Origin of the sequence: Kouleothrix sp., from assembly GCF_046328425.1 — a bacterium.
Taxonomy (GTDB): Bacteria; Chloroflexota; Chloroflexia; order Chloroflexales; family Roseiflexaceae; genus Kouleothrix.
In genome coordinates this window covers 56,956-73,732 of sequence record NZ_JAXLWP010000021.1, presented here as the reverse complement: position 1 = coordinate 73,732, position 16,777 = coordinate 56,956, and the positions used below count along the sequence as shown (strand labels likewise).

Annotated in this window: 14 protein-coding genes and 1 pseudogene; 5 read left to right on the top strand and 10 right to left on the bottom strand. The window is 66.6% G+C overall.

Annotation, left to right across the window (positions count from 1 at the left end):
• Positions 1 to 12: 12 nt before the first annotated feature.
• From U0177_RS19230 to U0177_RS19220, 3 genes are all read right to left on the bottom strand, one after another.
• Positions 13 to 1,200 carry an acetyl-CoA C-acyltransferase family protein gene (locus U0177_RS19230; protein WP_409572282.1) on the bottom strand — a complete coding sequence of 396 codons (1,188 nt, stop codon included), beginning with the start codon at positions 1,198 to 1,200 and terminating at the stop codon, positions 13 to 15.
• Positions 1,201 to 1,436: 236 nt separating this feature from the next.
• Positions 1,437 to 3,392: an acetate--CoA ligase gene (gene acs / locus U0177_RS19225; protein ID WP_409572281.1), complete on the bottom strand. Its 1,956-nt coding sequence runs from the start codon at positions 3,390 to 3,392 to the stop codon at positions 1,437 to 1,439.
• A 120-nt stretch (positions 3,393 to 3,512) separates the two neighbouring features.
• Positions 3,513 to 5,417 (bottom strand): acetate--CoA ligase, encoded by a 1,905-nt coding sequence (locus tag U0177_RS19220; protein ID WP_409572280.1) that lies wholly within the window; start codon positions 5,415 to 5,417, stop codon positions 3,513 to 3,515.
• Between the two features lie 261 nt (positions 5,418 to 5,678).
• Between U0177_RS19220 and U0177_RS19215 the strand changes: the two genes are divergently transcribed.
• Positions 5,679 to 6,161, top strand: coding sequence for a GNAT family N-acetyltransferase (locus U0177_RS19215; RefSeq protein WP_409572279.1), 483 nt, complete (start codon positions 5,679 to 5,681; stop codon positions 6,159 to 6,161).
• Between the two features lie 114 nt (positions 6,162 to 6,275).
• Here U0177_RS19215 and fabG read toward each other — a convergent pair whose 3' ends face one another.
• The 4 genes from fabG to U0177_RS19195 form a co-directional block, all read right to left on the bottom strand.
• Entirely contained in the window at positions 6,276 to 7,055 is a 780-nt protein-coding gene (gene fabG / locus U0177_RS19210; protein WP_409572278.1) for a 3-oxoacyl-ACP reductase FabG, read from the bottom strand.
• Positions 7,056 to 7,376: 321 nt separating this feature from the next.
• Positions 7,377 to 8,024, bottom strand: a complete 648-nt coding sequence (locus U0177_RS19205) for a hypothetical protein (protein WP_409572277.1) — start codon at positions 8,022 to 8,024, stop codon at positions 7,377 to 7,379.
• 81 nt (positions 8,025 to 8,105) lie between these two features.
• Positions 8,106 to 8,693 (bottom strand): hypothetical protein, encoded by a 588-nt coding sequence (locus tag U0177_RS19200; protein WP_409572276.1) that lies wholly within the window; start codon positions 8,691 to 8,693, stop codon positions 8,106 to 8,108.
• Positions 8,694 to 8,840: 147 nt separating this feature from the next.
• The gene (locus U0177_RS19195) at positions 8,841 to 9,809 is read right to left on the bottom strand and encodes a hypothetical protein (protein ID WP_409572275.1); all 969 of its coding nucleotides are present in this window, start codon (positions 9,807 to 9,809) and stop codon (positions 8,841 to 8,843) included.
• Between the two features lie 208 nt (positions 9,810 to 10,017).
• Between U0177_RS19195 and U0177_RS19190 the strand changes: the two are divergent.
• The 3 genes and pseudogenes from U0177_RS19190 to U0177_RS19180 all read left to right on the top strand — a co-directional run.
• Positions 10,018 to 10,575, top strand: a pseudogene (locus U0177_RS19190) (DsbA family protein); the annotation flags it as partial.
• 15 nt (positions 10,576 to 10,590) lie between these two features.
• Complete coding sequence (locus U0177_RS19185; protein WP_409572274.1) at positions 10,591 to 11,259, top strand: haloacid dehalogenase type II; 669 nt, start codon at positions 10,591 to 10,593, stop codon at positions 11,257 to 11,259.
• Between the two features lie 140 nt (positions 11,260 to 11,399).
• Entirely contained in the window at positions 11,400 to 12,557 is a 1,158-nt protein-coding gene (locus tag U0177_RS19180; protein WP_409572273.1) for an MFS transporter, read from the top strand.
• Here the strand turns inward: U0177_RS19180 and U0177_RS19175 are convergent.
• The 3 genes from U0177_RS19175 to U0177_RS19165 all read right to left on the bottom strand — a co-directional run bounded on the left by U0177_RS19175 (position 12,554) and on the right by U0177_RS19165 (position 15,615).
• Positions 12,554 to 13,453: a histone deacetylase gene (locus tag U0177_RS19175; protein ID WP_409572272.1), complete on the bottom strand. Its 900-nt coding sequence runs from the start codon at positions 13,451 to 13,453 to the stop codon at positions 12,554 to 12,556. The two genes, U0177_RS19180 and U0177_RS19175, sit on opposite strands and share 4 nt — an antisense overlap.
• Positions 13,454 to 13,464: 11 nt before the next feature.
• Positions 13,465 to 14,220 carry a methyltransferase domain-containing protein gene (locus tag U0177_RS19170; protein WP_409572271.1) on the bottom strand — a complete coding sequence of 252 codons (756 nt, stop codon included), beginning with the start codon at positions 14,218 to 14,220 and terminating at the stop codon, positions 13,465 to 13,467.
• A gap of 171 nt (positions 14,221 to 14,391) precedes the next feature.
• Positions 14,392 to 15,615, bottom strand: coding sequence for a glycoside hydrolase 5 family protein (locus tag U0177_RS19165; RefSeq protein WP_409572270.1), 1,224 nt, complete (start codon positions 15,613 to 15,615; stop codon positions 14,392 to 14,394).
• Positions 15,616 to 15,930: 315 nt separating this feature from the next.
• On the opposite strand from U0177_RS19165, the gene U0177_RS19160 reads away from it, so the two are divergent.
• Entirely contained in the window at positions 15,931 to 16,524 is a 594-nt protein-coding gene (locus U0177_RS19160; RefSeq protein WP_409572269.1) for a DinB family protein, read from the top strand.
• The last annotated feature ends 253 nt before the right edge of the window (positions 16,525 to 16,777 follow it).

Below are 16,777 nucleotides of genomic sequence, written 5' to 3'. Positions count from 1 at the left end.
TGTAAAGTAATATTACAAGCGCTCGAAGATCGCCGCGATGCCCTGGCCACCGCCAATGCACATCGTTACCAGCGCGTAGCGGCCGCCGCTGCGCTGAAGCTCGTAGAGCGCTTTTACCGTCAGGATCGCCCCCGTCGCGCCGATCGGGTGGCCGAGCGAGATGCCGCTGCCGTTCGGGTTGACTTTATCGGCGGGCAGGTCGAGGTCGCGCACCACTGCCAGCGCCTGCGCGGCGAAGGCCTCGTTGACCTCGAACACGTCGATGTCGTTCAGGCTCAGGCCGGTTTTCGCCAGCAGGCTGCGCACCGCCGGCACCGGCCCGATGCCCATGTACTTCGGCTCGACGCCGGCGTGGCTGTAGGCCACCAGCCGCCCAAGCGGCTTGTAGCCGCGCGCCTCGGCGGTCTTGCGCTCCATCAGCACCACGGCCGCCGCCGCGTCGTTGATGCTCGAGGCGTTGCCGGCCGTCACCGTGCCGCTCTTGTCGAACACCGGCCGCAGCTTGGCCATTTTGTCGAGGCTGGCGTCGCGGCGCACATTCTCGTCGGTGTCGAACAGTGCCGTGCCGCCCTTGACCTTCACCTCGACCGGCAGGATCTGCTCTTTGAAGCGGCCGGCATCGATCGCCGCCGCTGCGCGCTTGTGGCTTTCCACCGCGAGCGCGTCCTGGTCTTCGCGGCTGATCTCCCAGCGCTTGGCCACGTTCTCGGCCGTCACGCCCATATGGCAGTCGTCGAAGGGGTCGCTCAGCGCGCCGACCATCACGTCCACCATTTTGGCGTCGTTCATGCGCGCGCCCCAGCGCAGGCTTGGCACGATGTACGGGCTGCGGCTCATGTTTTCGGCGCCGCCGGCTACCGCCGCGTCGGTATCGCCCAGCAGAATGCTCTGCGCGGCCGAGACCACCGCTTGGAGCCCGCTGCCGCACAGCCGGTTCAGCGTCAGCGCGGGCGCCTCGACGGGCAGGCCGCCCTTGACGCCGGCCACGCGCGCCAGGTAGTGGTCGTGCACATCGGTGTGGATGACATTGCCGAATACCACGTGGCCGATCTCTTTTGGCTCAACGCCGGCGCGGCCGACTGCCTCGCGCACCACAAGCGCGGCCAGGTCGCTCGGCGCGATATCTTTGAGGCCGCCGCCAAATGTGCCGATCGCGGTGCGTACGCCGCTCAATACCACGACTTCACGAGGATCGCTCATAGATAGGCTCCTTTAGGATTGTGGGTTGTGCGTGGTGGTACGATGGGAGGGTTGAAGACGCAAGCTCATTATCCGCGCCGGTAGGCCGGATGCATGTTGCCAATTCCTAACCCGCAGTGGAAGTATCGCAAGCAAGCCGGCGACGGGCCGGTTTGGATGTGGCGGCAGCGCGCAGCAAGTGGCTGGCGGCGAGCAGCCGGCCGCCACTCGCCGCCGGCTGCTCGCATTGCCGAGCGCTATGCCTCAAGCGTGCTGGTGTCGCCTTCGGGCAGGCCCAGCGCGCGCGCCTTCAGCACGCGCCGCATGATCTTGCCCGAGCGCGTCTTCGGCAGGCCCGGCACGAAGTTGATCGTCTCCGGCCGCGCGATCGGCCCCATCTCCTTGCCCACGTGCTGGCGCAGCTCGTCGGCCAGCGCGTCGCTCGGCTCGAAGCCCTGCCGCAGGATCACATAGGTGTGGATGGCCTGGCCCTTCAGCTCGTGCGGCAGGCCGATCGCCGCTGCCTCGGCCACGGCCGGGTGCGACACCAGCGCCGATTCGACCTCGGCGGTGCCCAGGCGGTAGCCCGAGACCTTGATCACGTCGTCGATGCGGCCGATCACCCAGAAGTAGCCGTCTTCGTCCTTGCGCGCCGCGTCGCCGGCGGTGTAGAAGCCCGGCAGGCGCGTCCAGTACTGCTGCACATAGCGCTGCGGGTCGCCGTAGATTGTGCGCAGCATCGAGGGCCAGGGCTTCTTGATCACCAGCAGACCGTCGTCAGCGCCGCTGGCCGGCTCGCCCTCTTCGGTCAGCACGTCGCACTCGATCCCGAGGAACGGCTTGGTGCCCGACCCGGGCTTGAGCGGCGTGGTCGGGTTCGGCGTGATCATGAACGCGCCGGTCTCGGTCTGCCACCAGGTATCCATGATCGGGCAGCGGTCTTTGCCGATCACGTGGTGGTACCAGCGCCAGGCCTCGGGGTTAATTGGCTCGCCCACCGAGCCGAGCAGCCGCAGCTTCGACATATCGTACTTGTTCGGCCAGTCTTCGCCGAAGCGCATGAGGCCGCGAATCGCCGTCGGCGCGGTGTACAGGATGGTCACGCCGTACTTCTCGGCCACGCTCCACCAGCGGCCGGGGTTGGGGTAGCTTGGCGCGCCCTCGTAGATCACCTCGGTGGCGCCCAGGATCAGCGGGCCGTAGACGATATACGAGTGCCCGGTGATCCAGCCTGGGTCGGCGGCGCACCAGTACACGTCGTCGGGCTTGATGTCGAACACGAAGTTCAGCGTGGTGGCCACCTGCACCTGGTAGCCGCCGCAGGTATGCACGAGGCCCTTGGGCGCGCCGGTGGTGCCCGAGGTGTACAGCATGAACATGGGATCCTCGGCGTCCATCGGCTCGGTCGGGCACGGGTCGTTCATGCCGGGCAAGGCCGCCAGCTCGTGCCACCACACGTCGCGGCCCTCTTTCATGAAGATCTCGTGGCCGGTGCGCTTGAGCACGATCACCTTCTGCACGATCTCGTGAGCGCGGTCCACCGCCTCGTCGGTGATCTTCTTCAGCTCGACGATCTTGTTGTTCATCCAGCCGCCGTCGCCGGTGATCAGCACCTTCGACTGCGCGTCTTCGATGCGCGAGTGCAGCGCCTCGGTGCTGAAGCCGCCGTACACCACCGAGTGGATGGCGCCGATCTTGACGATGCCGAGCATCGCGATCACCAGCTCGGGCACGCGCGAGAGGTACACCGTCACGCGGTCGCCCTTCTGCACGCCCTGCGATTTCAGGATGTTGGCGAAGCGGTTCACCTCGGCGGCCAGCTGGGCGTAGGTATAGGTTCGCGTCTCGCCCTGCTCCGACTCCCAGATGATTGCGAGCTTGTCTTTGTTCGGGCCGCTGGCGTGCCGGTCGATCGCATTATGCACGACGTTGGTTTTTGCGCCGGTGAACCATTTGAAGAACGGCGCGTTTGAGTCGTCCAGCACCTGATCCCACGGCTGGTACCATTCGAGCAGGCGTGTGGCCATTTCGCCCCAGAACTGCTGCGGGTTCGCGATCGTCCACGCGTACAGCTCGTCGGCGTTGGCAAAGCCTTTTTCGCGCGCATACGCGGTGATGTTGGCGTTCTGCACCACGTCGTCGCTGGGGTAGTAGAACTTGGGGTGTTCGCTCTCGTGTGCGCCAGTCGTAGTATGCTGCTGGTTCGCAGTCATTGCTCGGGCTCCTTCCTGTGTACCCTACCAATCCGCGTCGTTGTGATTGGATCAACCAGTGTTCGGTTGTGGCCGGCTGCGTGCACTCGCAGCCGGCCACAGGCAGCCTGCGGCTGCACGCTAGCGGCTGACTTCGCTGCGCAGCGCTTCGAAGGCGTGGCGCGCCTCTTCCACCGAGCTCTCGTCCTCGATCGTCGAGGTATCGCCGGGCGGCACGCCCATCGTCACGGCCTTCAGCACACGCCGCATGATCTTGCCCGAGCGCGTCTTCGGCAGCATATTCACAAACTCGATGTCGCCGATCACCGCCACCGGGCCAAGCTCGCCGCGCACGGTCTCGATCAGATCTTTACGCAGCTGTTCGGAGGGCTGCTGGCCCTGCTTGAGCACAATAAAGGCCGAGACCACCTCGCCGCGCAGCTCGTCGGGCCGGCCGGTCACGCCGGCCTCGGCCACGGCCGGGTGCTTCAGGAACGCCGTCTCGACCTCGATCGTGCCCAGGCGGTGCGCGGCGATCTTGATGATCTCGTCGGCGCGCCCGGCGAACCAGACATAGCCGTCTTCGTCGATGTGCGCCGAGTCGCCGGTCGAGTACACGCCCGAGATGCGCTCCCAGTAGTCGCGGCCGTAGCGCTCGGGCTCGCCCCACAGCTCGGCGATCAGGCCGGGGAACGGCCGCTTGATCGCCATGATGCCTTTCTCGCCGGCCGGCACCGGCTGGCCGTCGGCGGTAAGGATGGCCGCCTCGATGCCCGGCAGCGGCACGCCCGACGAGCCGGGCTTGATCGGCAGTATGCCCAGGCCGTAGGGGTTGCCGAAGATCGGCCCGCCGGTCTCGGTCTGCCACATGTGGTCGATCACCGGGATGCGGTCGTTCAGCACGACCTTCTGCAGCCACTCCCAGGCCGGCGCGTTCAGCACCTCGCCGGCGCAGAACACGCGGTCGAGCGACGAGAGGTCGCTGCCCTGGGCGAACTTTTCGCCGTAGCGCATCAGCAGGCGCACGGCGGTTGGCGAGGTAAACAGGCCGGTGACGCCGAACTCTTCGATCAGCTCCCAGATCAGCGCGGGTGTGGGGTAATCGATCGAGCCCTCGAAGGCGATCGTGGTGGCGCCGCGCAGCAGTGGCGCGTAGACAATGTACGAGTGGCCGACGATCCAGCCGATATCCGAGGTGGCCCACCACACGTCGGTCTCTTTCAGGCCGAACACCCAGCTGCCCATGCTATGGATGTGCACCTGGTAGCCGCCGTGCTTATGGATCGCCAGCTTGGGCTTGGCGGTGGTGCCCGATGTGGCCAGAATAAACGCCGGGGTGTTCGACTCAACCGGCTCGTAGGCGCTGCTCTGGCCCTCGCCGCGCGCCAGGAAATCGTCCCAGCTGATGTCGCGCTCGCGCACGGGCGCGTCGACGCCGCCGCGCTGCAGCACCACCACGTGCTCGACCGCGTCGCAGTCCATGTCGATCGCCGCGTCGACCAGGCCCTTCAGCGGTACGTCTTTGCCCTTGCGGTAGGTCTTGTCGGTGGTGAACACCAGCCGCGACCCGCTGGCCTTCACCCGGTCGGCCAGCGCGCCCGAGCCGAAGCCCGCGAACACCACCGAGTGAATCGCGCCAATGCGCACCGTCGCGAGCATCAGCATGATCGACTCGGGGCACACCGGCATGTAGATCGTCAGGCGGTCGCCCTTCTGAATGCCCATGCCCCGCAGCGCGGCGGCGATGCGCTCGACCTGGTGCAGCATCATGGCATAGGTAAACACCCGGCGCTCGCCGCGCTCGGTGGCGTAGATCAGGGCGGCGTGGCCGCCCCAGCCGCGCTGAACGTGGTGGTCGAGCGCGCTGTAGGCCAGGTTCGTCTGCCCGCCGATGAACCAGCGAAACGTGGGGTAGTCCCATTCGAACACAGTATCCCACTGGCGTAGCCAGGGTAGCTGTGCGGCCGCACGGCCCCAGAATTCCTCAGGATGCTCGGTGGCCTCCTGCCGCCAGCGACGCACGATCGGATTGATCGGTTGCATCATCGCACCTCTTTCTCACATCATCCTTGGAGCACGCGCAAGGATATCGGCTACTCTGCGACGATTACGTGATAGTATGGAGCTGTTGTGCTGGAATATTAGGGTGACTATACGCCACTTGTATCAAGCGCGATCAAGGTTTTGGTGAATTTTGTGTAAATGTGATTTCGCGCACAATACACGTATGGGCAGCAGTACGTATAGGCGCGGCAGGTGCATATATTATATGTAAAGAATCAGTAATGGCAACTGCCGAGGGGGCGTATGTCCGATGTTGAGATCCGGCCGCTCGTGGCGGCCGACCGCGCGTGGGTTGCGCAATTTATCGTAGAGCAGTGGGGCGATGCCATGGTGGTGGCGCACGGGCGGGTGTACTACCCGGCCGAGCTGCCGGGCTTTGCGGCGTTCGCCGATGGCCGCTGCGTTGGCCTGCTGAGCTACGAGCTTGCCGGCGACGCCTGCGAGATCGTGACGCTCGACAGCCTGCTTGAGGGCCGGGGCATTGGCTCGCGGCTGATCGCCGCAGTGCTAGCGGCGGCGCGCGCGGCTGGCTGCGCGCGGCTGTGGCTGATTACCACCAACGATAATATGCGCGCGCTGCACTTCTACCAGAAACGCGGCTTCGCGCTGGTGGCGGTGCACCGTGGCGCCGTCGATCGGGCGCGCGCGCTCAAGCCGGCCATTCCGACGCTCGGCTTCGGTGGCATCCCGCTGCACGATGAGATCGAGCTGGAGCGCTGGCTGTAGTGTGCCGAGCACACGCGCGGCGAATAGCTGCTAAAAAGAAGAATACCTGGAGGGCTTGCGGCCCTCCAGGTATTCCCGCGCGGTGGCGACCGTGTACAGTCTGTAAAGTAGGGGCTACGTACCCAACACAAGCCCGCCGTCGACGCTCAGCACGGTGCCGTTGATAAAGCTGGCTGCCTCCGACCCCAGGAACAGGTACGCGTTGGCGATGTCGCGCGGCTCGCCCATGCGGCCAACCGGCGTGCGCTCGACCATCGCGGCCAGCACTCTGTCGGGCATGCCGCGGGTCATGTCGGTGGCAATGAAGCCCGGCGCCACCGCATTCACCGTAATGCCGCGCTTGCCCAGCTCGCGCGCCCAGACTTTGGTCATGCCGATCACCGCAGACTTGGTGGCCACATAGTTCGTCTGCCCGAAGTTGCCGTACAGCGCCACCACCGACGCAGCGTTGATGATCCGGCCGTAGCCCTGGCGCACCATCACCGGGGCGATCGACTGGGTGCAGATGAACACGCCCTTCAGGTTCACGTTCAGCACCGCGTCGAACTCGGCCTCGCTCATCTTGCCAACCACCTCGCCGTCTTTGATCTTGATCAGCTGGGAGTCGCGGGTGATTCCGGCGTTGTTCACCAGAATGTCGATCCGGCCAAATCGGTCGAGCGTCGTGGCCACCGCCGCCTCTACCTCGCTGGTCGAAGTGACATTCACATGTTGGAATACTGCCTGGCCGCCGCCGGCATTGATCTCGTCTGCCAGCGCCAGCCCGGCCTGGTCGACCATGTCCCAGATCGCTACTGCTGCGCCGGCCTCGGCAAATGCCAGCGCGGTGGAGCGGCCAATGCCATTTGCGCCGCCGGTGATCACCGCCACCCGTTGTCGTAGCTCAATGCTCATGGCAGTATACTCGCTTCTCATAATTCGCCTCTACATAATGCAAACTATAGCAACCGAATGTTACATCAGAGTTACATGAAGCGCTCTTTTTATAATGCGGCGCGTCACGGCGCGCTATTCGGTTTCTTAAGAGCTTTTCTGTTTGGCGGGTATCGGCCACATTCGTGGCCGATACCCGCCAAAAAGCGAAATGTCGGGGGCGGCGTTGCCGCCCCCGAACCCCCACCACAAGAGAAATGTCAGGGCGATATCGCCGCCCCTAACCCCACAACCCCACAAGAGAAAGTCCGGGCGGCAACGCCGCCCCCATGCGCATTAAGCTTACGCCACACAGCTATCGGTACTCATCAAAAACCGCTGGAAGGTACACGGATGTTTCCTGCGTCGGTTCTTGCGGCAGCCTGCTTGAATACAGCGTGCCAGCGTCGTCAGCGCGTCCCGCAGCCGTGCGGGCTGCCCCATCGCCGTTGCCAGCGCGATCCAATGCGTACGAATTGTCTGTGCCGCTTTGCCCCAACTCCGTGCGGGCGCATCCCACCCGCTCACGAGCAGCAGCCAATGCTGCACAATTTGATTGAGCAAGCGTCCATACAATTCACACAGCACCCGCCACGGCTGCACGTCCCGTACCAGATCAATCTGCCCGTGGCTTTTCCACAGCTTAAACAGCAGTTCGATCTGCCAGCGCGCCCGCGCCAGCACCAGCGCCTCCGTCACGGTCAGTCCGTCCGGCGGATGGTGGTCACAAACACGCTCCACGCCGCCAAGGCCAAGCGCAGCGCTGACCATCTGGCCCTGCGCTTTGGCTTCCTCCCGCAAGCGGCGGCGGCGCTGGTCGACCACCTCCTGCGGTGCCCGCACTGCCAGCAAGCGCGCCCGCACCTGCGCCTCCCGCCCCAGCCGCACCGGCAGATCGAGCGTTGCCTGGCATGGCGGCCAGCAGGTCGTGCAGGCGCCACCAGCGTCCATCGTCCGTTTGCAGGCTGGCCGTGCCTGATGCGCGAGAACCAGGACACGCCCCGCGCGTCCAACTCCGCCAGCAGGGCGAGGTCAAAATAGCCCAAATCCACCAGCCGGACCGCGCCCTGCGGCAGATCGTGATGCAGGGTGGCGTGAGCATCCGACTCGCGGCCATCGTGCAGGGTCGGCCGCGCAAGCGCCCGTGCGCAGGTCGAGGGCGACCTGGAGCTTAAGCGCCGCGTTGCCGGCGTCGGGCGTGCCATTACCGCAGCCGGTCCAGACCGCAGCGAGCGCCTCGGGCAAGGCGATCGTGGTACTATCTTGCACCACCACCTCGGCGAAGCGGTCGAGGATGGGCAAGCTGAGTGGGTCAGCACACAGCACCTCGCCAATCGCAGCCCCGAGCACGTGTTCCAGACAGGTGGCGGCGGTTCGGTCAAACCGCTGATGCAAGGCTTCGGGCGAGATGGTTACGCCCAAGGCGGCACTCGTCTGCGTCAGGGCGCTCAAGCTCGCCTGCGGGTCGGCACCGAGGCCAAACACGAGCGTTTGCACGAACACACCGCCGGTCAGTTTGGCGTCCGAGCGCTGAACAAAGCCGGTCTGGCGGCCGGCACGGTCGGCTTCCTCGGTCAACACCGCCGCAAGCGTGGCGGCCAGCTGTGGTATAGTCGTCATCAGGGCGGCTCCTGTCGGTGTTTGGTTGTGGTTTGGCGACAACAACCATACCACAAGAGCTGTCCTTGTCTACTACGCTTAATGCGTATGGGGGCGGCAACGCCGCCCCCGGATCCCCGCCCCGTAAGTCGTGCTCATCGCCACTGGTTAGCGCCAGGGGTTAGGGCCTGCAGTCGGGACCTTGGTAGCCGTGCTGGTGGGCGCGCTCGTCGGGGCTTTGGTGGGCGTGCTGGTGGCCGCGCTCGTTGGTGCGCTTGTTGGCGTGTTGGTCGGCACGTCGGTTGGCACGTCGGTGGGCACGTCGGTGGGCACGTCGGTTGGCACGTCGGTGGGCACGTCGGTGGGCACGTCGGTGGGCACATCAGTCGGCACGTTGGTTGGCGTATTGGTAGGCTTGGGCGTGTGCGTCGGCCTGGGAGTGCGGGTTGGCGTGCTGGTGGGCTCGATGGTTGGTGTGCTGGTGGTTGTGCTGGTAGGCGGCACGCGCGTGGGAACCGCAGTGCTGGTGGGCGGCACGCGCGTAGGAACCGCGGTGCTGGTGGGCGGTGCGCTGGTGTTCGTCGCGCTGGGCTGCGCCGTGGCAGTGCTCGTGGCAGGCTGGCGCGTCGCGCGCTGCTCGGGCGTTTTGGCCGTTGCCGAAGGCTCGGCCGTGGCTGAGGCGGAAGGCTCGGCCGTGCTGCCGGTGAGCGTTGGCGACGGCGACGCGCCGCTCAGCGTGGCGGTGGCGCTGGCCGAGGGGCTGGCGGTTGGCGTGGTTGTGCCGGGGGTCGCCGACGGCGTAGGCGTAGGCGATGGCGTACTATCATAGAATGGATCTGGCGTGGCGGTGACTTCCTGGATCGTCGAGCCATCGTCGTTTGTCAGACCAACAAAGTCTGAGAGCGAATCGAGCAGCGAGGGAGTCGCTGTGACCCGCGCGGCGGAGAGATCGACCGCACCCATTCCGCCCGAGCGGTACGGTACGACGGTGATGTGCTGGGCGAGCAGTGGGTGAACCGTCGGCGTGCTCTGCGGGGTGGCGGCCGTGGCGCCGATCGAGCACCCGCTCAGCAGCATGCCGCCGCCAAGGCCAACCAGCAGTGAGACGAACAGACGGGACAGGGTCTTTGTTCGCACGGTGCGATATCTTTCTACGCAGGCGGGCATGTTTGGATGTCTAGTTAGATACCGTGCGCGCAATGGCGAAGATACCTACGCGCTGGTTTAGTATCGATTGCAAGCTTGCGCATTTGCGGCTATCATAGGCGCAATCGCTGTCACGAAGGAAGGTAGTATGACGACGCGCATCGACGTGTGGTCGGATTTCGTCTGACCGTACTGTTTTCTCGTAGCCTCCAGTTTGGATCGGCTCAAGCAACATCACAATGTACAGATCAACTGGCGCGCGTTTGAGCTGCGGCCGAAGGGCTCGCCGCCGATGCCGCCAGCGCTGCGCGCGCGGATCGAGGCCGGCCGCCCGCGCTTCGAGGCGATGGCGCTGCAGCAGTATGGCCTGGCGATCAACTCAGGCCCATTTGGCATCGACAGCCGCGCCGCGCTGATTGGCGAGGCCTACGCCGCAGCGCGCGGCATGGGCGATGCTTTCCACGACGCGGTGGCGGCGGCCTACTGGCAGCAGGCTCAGGCGATCGACGACCCGCAGGTGCTGGCCGATCTGGCGGCCTCGGTGGGCCTGGATCGCGACGAGTTTCTGGCGGCGCTCGGCCAGCCCGAGTACGAGCGTGCGGTGGACGAAGATATCGCCTGGGCGCAAGCGCACGGCCTCAGCGGCGTGCCCGCGGTGGTGTTCGCCGAGCGCTACCTGGTGATGGGCGCGCAGCCCTACGAGGTGTTCGAGCAGGTGCTGCAGCGCTGCGAGGGCGAGGCCGGCGCCGCGCCGTAGCCGGCGGAGGTGAGTATGGCGGCCGAGCGTGCGCGCGCGGTGGTGTTCGACGCCTATGGGACGCTGTTCGACGTGGCGGCGGTGCGCGCGGCCTGTGCCGGCATCGCCGCCGAGCCTGCTGCGTTTGTGGCGCTGTGGCGCGCCAAGCAGCTTGAGTACGCATTTCTGCGCTCGCTGATGGGCCGCTACGCCGATTTCGCGCAGGTGACGCGCGACGCGCTGCGCTATGCCGCGGCCGCCACCAGCACCTCGCTCGCGCCCGCGGCCGAGGCGGCGCTGCTCGACGCCTGGTTTGCGGTGGCGCCATTCCCCGACGCCGAGCCGGCGCTGCGCGCGCTCAAAGCGCGCGGCCTCACGCTGGCGATTCTGTCGAACGGCACGCCGGCCATGCTCGAGCGGCTGGTGCGCGCGACCGGCCTGCAGACTGTGTTCGACCAGCTGCTGAGCGTCGATGCCGTGCGGCGCTACAAGCCCGACCCGGCGGTGTACGCGCTGGTCGATCAGCTTGGCGTGGCGCGCGCCGAGGTGCTGTTCGTCTCGTCGAACGGCTGGGACGCGGCCGGCGCGCGCGCGTTTGGCTTGCGGGTATGCTGGGTCAATCGTGCCGGCGCCCCGCCCGACGAGCTAGGCCACCCGCCCGACTACACCGTCGCTAGCCTGAGCGACCTGCCCGCACTGCTATAGAGCAGAGCGGTAGGCTGATTGATCCTGTTCGGTGATCCCCAAGCGCATCAGGGCGGCTGCCTGGGCAGCGGCCATCCTGTGGTATCCTGTGCTCTCCCGGCCCCCACGTTTGCCTGGCCGGCCACACAGCAGGTGCTACCGTGCCTTTCAACCTCAAGCTCACCCCCAGCTTTCGCGGCGCGCTGTTCTACCTGGCCTACTGGGGCGCCGTCGGCGTATACATGCCCTTTATCAATGTCGAGTTCGCGCGGCAAGGCCTGAGCGGCAGCCAGATCGGCCTGCTGAACGCGCTGCTGCCGCTGATGACGCTGCTGCTGGCGCCGGGCCTGGCGGCGCTCGGCGACCGCCGCGGCATTCGCGTGCGGATCCTGACGCTGTCGCTGGCCGGGCTGGCGCTGGCGCTGCTGCTGCTGAGCTTCCCTAGCGGCTTTGCGGCGCTGGCGCCGATCATGCTGCTGCTGGCTCTGGCGCGCTGCCCGGTGGGGCCGATCGGCGACAGCCTGATTGCGCGCATGGCGGTGCGCCACCGGCTCGACTTTGGCGGCATGCGGCTGTGGGGCTCGCTGGGGTTCGCGCTTGTCGCTACGGCGTTTGGCGCGATCTGGCAGCGCGCCGGCTACACCTGGATGTTCCCGACGGCGGCGCTGCTGTTTGTGCCGTCGGTGCTGGCGGCCACGCGGCTCGAGGAAGGCCCGGTGATCGAGCGCGGCGCACGCCGGCCGCTGCGCGACGTGACGCGCGACCGCGGGCTGATGGTGATCCTGGCGGCTACGTTTCTGGTAGGCGGCTCGCTGGGCATGGACGGCGGCTTCCAGGGGATCTATGTCGAGTACCTTGGCGGCGGCGGGTTTCTGGTGGGTGCGCTGTTTGGCGTCTCGGCGTTCAGCGAGCTGCCGGCCATGCGCTTTGCCACGGCGCTGGCGCGGCGGCTTGGGCCGGCCGCCACGCTGCTGCTGGCCTACGCGCTGCTCGAGGTGAACTACATTGGCTTCGCGCTGGCGCGCGCGCCGCTGCTGCTCGTGCCGCTGACGATCATCAAGGGCGTGGGCTTCGGCGTGTACTTCATCAACACTGTGCGGCTGATCGACGAGCGCACGCCGCCCGAGTGGGCTTCGACGGTCCAGGCACTTATGAACGCGGGTGCGGCCGGGCTGGCGCCGCTGCTGGCCAGCCTGCTCGGCGGCGTGCTGATCGACCTGTTCGGGCCGCCGGCGATCTACGTGGCCTGCCTGGTGCTGATCAGCCTGGCGATGCTGACGCTCGGCGTCGCGGCGGCGCGCGGCGTATTTCGCGCCTAGCCGGCCAGCCGCGCGGCTGCCGATACCGTGGCGAAGTGAATATCGACGGTGTCGGCGATGTCGCGGGCGTAGCCGCCGGCCATGCTGATCGCCACCGGCAGCCCGGCGCCGCGGCAGTACTCAAACACCATGCGGTCGCGCTCGGCCAGGCCGCGCTTGCTGAGCTTCAGCCGGCCAAGCTTGTCGTCCTCGAACGGGTCGGCGCCGGCGAGGTAGATCGCCAGGTCGGCGCGCGATGACTCGATCGCCTGGCACAGCCCGCGGTCGAGCGCGTCGAGGTAGGCTTCGTCGGCGGCGCCGTCGGGCAGGGCGATGTCGAGGTCGCTCTGCTCTTTGTGGAACGGGAAGTTGTTGGCGCCGTGGATCGAGAAGGTGTAGATCGTGTCGTCGCCGGCGAGGATGGCGGCGCTGCCGTTGCCCTGGTGTACGTCGCAGTCGATGATCACCACGCGGCGGGCGCGGCCCTCGGCCTGCATGGCCCGCGCGGCCACCGCGCTGTCGTTGAAGACGCAGTAGCCCTCGCCGTGGCCGGCGTAGGCGTGGTGCGTGCCGCCGGCCTGGTTGGCCGCGAAGCCGTCGCGCAGCGCCGCCCGGCAGGCGCCGATCGTCGCCCCCGACGATCGGCGCGAGCGCTCGACCATTCCAGGCGACCAGGGGAAGCCGATCCGCCGCACCTCCTGCGGCGTCAGCTCGCCGCGCTGCACCCGGCGAATATACGCACCGTCGTGCGCTCGGCCCAGCTGCTCGTCGCTGGCCGGCTCGGGCAGGCGCAGATCGCTCGGTGCCACAATGCCGGCCGCGGCCACGCGCTGGCGCAGCAGCGCATACTTCTGCATTGGGAAGCGATGCCCCTCGGGCAGCGGCAGCACAAAGGTGTCGGAGTAGAAGATCTGCATGGCGGTGCGGATCAGCGGGCCGGCGGCTTGGCGATGCGCACAAATGCGTCGGTGGCGTCGCTGTAGATCCGGCGCTCGGTGATGGTGAAATCGGCGCCGTAGGCCCGCGCCGCGCCGGCGACGATCCGCTCGAGCTGCGGCCGGGGCAGAAAGGTGATCGCGCCGATCTTGTGGGCCTGCTGGTAGTTACCCTGCGAGCGATCGACCTCGGTAATCATGTTGAACACCACGTAGCGGTTGGCCAGGCCCAGCATCTTCTCGACACATGCCGCCACGTAGGCCGGGTAGGCGATCACCCGCGACACCATCACGCCCATGCTCACCACCAGGTCGTAGCGCTCGCCCGGCGCGAACCGCTGGGTGACGAAATTGGCGCGCTCGAAGCGGTAGGGCGCTGGGTGCGTCGCCTGGCAATGGTCGAGAAAGCCCTGCACCAAGTCGACTCCAAGGTAGCTGCCGGGCGTGATCTGGCGCGCCTCCAGGAAGGCCAGCAGGTCGCCCATGCCGCAGCCGATGTCGAGCACCGACAGGCCCGGCTCGAGCGCGAGGCCGTCGAGCAGCTGGTGGTAGAAGGCACGGTCTTTGTCTTCGGCGCGCTCGGCCAGCGCCTGCGGCGCGAGGCCGTGGGTCGCGAGCAGCTGGTTGTAGTAGTGTGTGACGCGAGCGCCGCTATAGGCCCAGGCTGGCGCCAGCAGGGCGTTGCGCACGGCGCCGAGCCCGCGTATCAGCGGCGAGCGGCGGGCGGATGTGGGGCTGAGTGCTGCCATAGCTTGCCTAACAAAACTGCGAACCAGGCCGCCAGAGCGAGCGGCCGCACGGGCAACAAACGTGCCGGCTGCGAAACGGCAGCGGAGCCGGCGGGGCATATTTATACTACGCGGCGTGCGCGCCACCGGATTGCCGGCATTGTCGCGGCGCGCCTGCCGGGCCGCGTGGCGCTAGGCGCCGCCGGCGAGAAACGCCTGGTACAGCCGGGTGGTGTGCTCGTAGGGCCGCTCGTAGAACTGCTCGGGCGTCATGCCGAGGGCGACCGAGCGGCGCGCCGGCTGGATGCTCGGCCCCGTCGCGGCGAACTGGCGGATCACATCGGCGTGCGGCTTGAGCGTGCCGTCGGGCCGCACCAGGCCGAAAAAGCGTTCGTGCTGGGCCTCGTCGCACGGTGGCCGATCCCACAGCTCGGGCGCGTAGTCGGCGTAGCACCACAGCATCGCGCCGGTGGCGCCCACTTCCACGAGGTTGGGCAGCACCTGGGCCAGGTACTCGGCCAGTGCCTCCTCGGCGGCCATAAACTGCTGGCGCGGCTTGCCGTAGGCCGCCCACTTCCACACCGACGACGGCCGGCCCGGCGCCTCGGTGCAGCCGCCAAACTCCTCCATCAGCGTCGGCTTGCCGCACAGCGCGCTGGTGAGCGCGCACAGAAACGGCACAAACTGTGGGTCGAGCGGCCCCGCCGACCAATCGGCGTACATCGGGTAGCCGTGGATGGCCGGGACGTCGACCTCGGCGAAGATGTCGTTGGCGCGCAGCCCGAGGTCTTCGGTCAAGTCGGGCACGTGCAGCCCGCAGGTGATCGGCGTGGCCTGGTCGATCGCGCGGATCGCCGCGACCATTCGGCGCGCCCAGGCGCGGCCGGCGGCGGGGCTAGGCGGCCGGGCGAACAGGTCGGGCTCGTTGCCGAGGTTCCACATGCCCACGGCCGGGTGGCCGTGGTAGCGCGCCACCACCGTGCGCAGCAGCAGCTCCTCGGCCGCGAGCGCCACGGCGTCGGTGTAGGGGTTGAGGTGGCCGCAGTTCACCACCTTGCCGCCGCTGACCACCTGGCGCACGCCGGGGAGCATCGGCTCGCCGGGCAGCAGCATCCAGCCCGGCGCCCACGACGGCCCGCTCATATGCCCGGTGAAGAATGTGATGTCGAGCTTTAGGCCCAGCCCGGCGGCGATATCGCACACCGTGCCGAGGTTGCCGAGCGCGTCGGGGTCGACGGAATCGGGGGTGGGCTGCCAATCTTCCCAGAGCAGAAAGATGCGCACCAGCGACATGCCGATGCTCTTGATCACCGTGAACTCCTCGCGCACCTCGGCGGCGTCGAAGCTGCGCCACCAGTACATGGCCTTGCGGCGCGGCCAGTAGTTGACGCCCAGGATAAAGGGTTGGTGTGACATGCGGCCCCCGGCTGTCTGTCCGATGCGTACCGCCAGAGTATACCGCTAATCGCGGATCTGTGCACCTTGCTGTTTGCTGCTCTAGCGGCCAAACAGGCAGGTATCATTCTTGCTTGCATGCTTGGCTCATAGAGATAGAGCTTGCGCAGTTGCGCTGTTCGGCTTCCGGAAGCCGTGCATAGTGCCTGCGACAGCGTGATCATTTTGTGTGCGGTTTTTCCGCGTGGCAAAATCGTACACTTCAAGACGTAAAGTACCGCTCTGCTCTGCCGAAGGCTGAGCATGCCAACTTCGAAAGAACAAGGAGGCGCTATCATGGCAAACGAACAGCTTTCACTTCTCCCGTTCTATGCGGGTTGGGGTGCCTATAATCAGCGCCTTGTCGCGGCAATTGCGCCGCTTACACAAGCGCAGCTGGCCTTGCGCACCACGCCGCAACACTGGTCGATTGGCATGTACGTGACGCATATTGTCGCAAATCGCGCCTGGTGGTTTCACGCGCGGATGGGCGAGGGGGGCGACGATCTGACGCCGCTCGAGCTGTGGGCTTTGGGGGTCTGCGAGGCGGATGTGGATCCGGGCCACACGGCGGCAGAGCTGGTTGCCGGGCTTGAGAAGACCTGGCAGATGATCGAGGATGTGCTTGCCCGCCGGACTCCCGCTGACCTTGAGCAGGTTTTCCCGCCGCTGGATCAGGCGGAGCGCGTGCGCCACGCCAAGCTGGTCGAGCCTGCGCTTCAGCCATACGCCCAGATGTGGCTGGATGCGTCGGCTCGCTCCGGGGAAGTGCGGCCTGCAGTTTCGTGCCAGCAGATCATCTGGGGTGTACTCGAACACGACATCTTTCACGGCAGCGAAATCTCCACGACGCTCGGCGTCCACGGCCTGCCAGTAGTCGAGATGGATTAATAATACGCTGTTCGCTTGATCACGTTATGACTTACGCAGTTGGCGAGCTCAGCCTTCGGCAGAGCGGTACCTCATTCCGTAGAGGTGTGCGTTTTTCCGCGCAGAGCGCGGAAAAACGCACACGATGATCAAAAAGTACCTTGCTGCCGCAGGCGCTATGCGCGGCTTCGGGAAGCCGAACGGCGCAACTGCGTAAGTCCTACACGTATAGTTTGTGTTGCACTCCGTGGCTTCGCCACGGAGTGCAACACAA

What these genes read in the sequence shown, in the direction of transcription:
- U0177_RS19215 (WP_409572279.1), top strand. Translation starts at nt 5,679, where the DNA reads ATGTCCGATGTTGAGATCCGGCCGCTCGTGGCGGCCGACCGCGCGTGG.
- acs (WP_409572281.1), bottom strand. Translation starts at nt 3,392, where the DNA reads ATGACTGCGAACCAGCAGCATACTACGACTGGCGCACACGAGAGCGAA.
- U0177_RS19185 (WP_409572274.1), top strand. Translation starts at nt 10,591, where the DNA reads ATGGCGGCCGAGCGTGCGCGCGCGGTGGTGTTCGACGCCTATGGGACG.
- U0177_RS19165 (WP_409572270.1), bottom strand. Translation starts at nt 15,615, where the DNA reads ATGTCACACCAACCCTTTATCCTGGGCGTCAACTACTGGCCGCGCCGC.
- U0177_RS19205 (WP_409572277.1), bottom strand. Translation starts at nt 8,024, where the DNA reads ATGGACGCTGGTGGCGCCTGCACGACCTGCTGGCCGCCATGCCAGGCA.
- U0177_RS19175 (WP_409572272.1), bottom strand. Translation starts at nt 13,453, where the DNA reads ATGCAGATCTTCTACTCCGACACCTTTGTGCTGCCGCTGCCCGAGGGG.
- U0177_RS19230 (WP_409572282.1), bottom strand. Translation starts at nt 1,200, where the DNA reads ATGAGCGATCCTCGTGAAGTCGTGGTATTGAGCGGCGTACGCACCGCG.
- fabG (WP_409572278.1), bottom strand. Translation starts at nt 7,055, where the DNA reads ATGAGCATTGAGCTACGACAACGGGTGGCGGTGATCACCGGCGGCGCA.
- U0177_RS19200 (WP_409572276.1), bottom strand. Translation starts at nt 8,693, where the DNA reads ATGACGACTATACCACAGCTGGCCGCCACGCTTGCGGCGGTGTTGACC.
- U0177_RS19170 (WP_409572271.1), bottom strand. Translation starts at nt 14,220, where the DNA reads ATGGCAGCACTCAGCCCCACATCCGCCCGCCGCTCGCCGCTGATACGC.
- U0177_RS19220 (WP_409572280.1), bottom strand. Translation starts at nt 5,417, where the DNA reads ATGATGCAACCGATCAATCCGATCGTGCGTCGCTGGCGGCAGGAGGCC.
- U0177_RS19160 (WP_409572269.1), top strand. Translation starts at nt 15,931, where the DNA reads ATGGCAAACGAACAGCTTTCACTTCTCCCGTTCTATGCGGGTTGGGGT.